We start from the raw sequence: 1,524 nt of genomic DNA, 5'->3' as shown, positions 1-1,524 counted from the left end.
TGCAAGAGATGGTGGTGGAGCTGCAGGCCAGCCACGAGCGCATCGACCTGAGCAACGAGGAGCTCACCGCCTCCAACGAGGAGCTGCAAAGCGCCAACGAGGAGCTCAAGTCCGTCAACGAAGACCTGTACGCCCTCAACCGCGAACTGCACGCCAAGAACGAGGAGCTCGCCGCGCTCACGCGCGACTACGACCACCTGCTCGACAGCACCGACATCGGCACGGTGTTCCTGGATGCGCAACTGTGCCTGCGTCGCATCAGCCCTGGGGTCGAGGACTACCTGGCCCTGCGGCCCACAGACATTGGGCGGCCCGTGGCCGATATCCACTATCGGCTGGGGCCGCAAGAGGTCTTTCTGGCCGATCTGCAGCGTTGTGCGCGCACAGGTGCACGCATCGAAACCGAGGTGCGCCTGCCCAATGGGCGCTGGGTGTTCCAACGCATGCTGCCCTTCAAGGAAGAGGGCAAGAGCGACGACGGCGTGGTGCTGACCTGGACCGACATCAGCGAGGTCAAACGCATACAGCACCTTGCAGACCAGTTGGCCAGCGACCGCTCGCGCCTGATGGCCATCATGGATGCATTGCCCGATGGGGTGTACATCACCAACCCGAGCTACGCCATTGAGTACATCAACCCTGCCATGCAGAAGGAGTTTGGCCCGGTGCAGGGGCGCAAGTGCTACGAGTACTTCCATGGCCGCCAGTCCCCTTGTGACTGGTGCAAGAACGCCGATGTGTACGCAGGCAAAACGGTGAATTGGGAATGGACCAATGCACAGGGCCAGTCCTACGAGCTGTTCGACATGCCGCTGCACAACGCCGACGGCAGCATCAGCAAGCTGGAGCTCATCCACAACGTCACGGCGCCCATGGAGCAGCGCCGCCGCATGGAGCAGGTGGCGCGGCTGGCCCACGTGGGGCATTGGGAATGGAGCGTGGCCAGCGGCGAACTGCGTTGGAGCGATGAAACCTTTGCGTGCTTTGGTTATGCGCCGGGGGCGGTGACTCCTTCCTTCGACCTGTTTTTGCAGCATGTCGATCCGCTGGACCAGGCGCGGGTGCGTGCTGCCGTGCAAAAGTCGCTCGATGACTGCAAGCCCTATGAGGTGGAGTTCCGCTTTCGGCGGGCCGATGGCCATGTGTGTGTGGGCCTGGCCATGGGGGAGGTCTCCTGCGATCCATCGGGCAAACCGGTGACAATGGCCGGTGCCATGCAGGACATCACGGCGCTGCGCGACACCGAGAAGCGGTTCACAGTGGCTTTCTCGGCCAGCCCGCTGGCGGCCTCCATTGCGCGAGCCTCCGACGGCATGTTCCTGGAGGTCAACGACAAATACGAAGCTTTCTTCGGCTGGACCCGCGATGACCTGGTGGGCCACACCACGCTGGAGATCGGCCTGTGGGTCGATCTGGCTGCACGCGAGGCTTGGCTGGAAGAGTTGCGTCTGCACGGCTCGGTGCTGGATTACGAATGCCAGTGGCGCAGCAAGTCTGGCGGCATTCACCATGTCAGCATTTCGG

General features: G+C 62.9%; 1 protein-coding gene. It reads left to right on the top strand.

Annotation, left to right across the window (positions count from 1 at the left end):
* A partial coding sequence (locus ACE3PH_RS15920) for a PAS domain-containing protein (RefSeq protein ID WP_374320869.1) occupies positions 1 to 1,524 on the top strand: 1,524 nt, incomplete at both ends.

Origin of the sequence: Aquabacterium sp., assembly GCF_041909175.1 — a bacterium.
Lineage (GTDB): Bacteria > Pseudomonadota > Gammaproteobacteria > Burkholderiales > Burkholderiaceae_C > Aquabacterium.
This window is presented reverse-complemented; position numbering and strand designations above follow the sequence as displayed.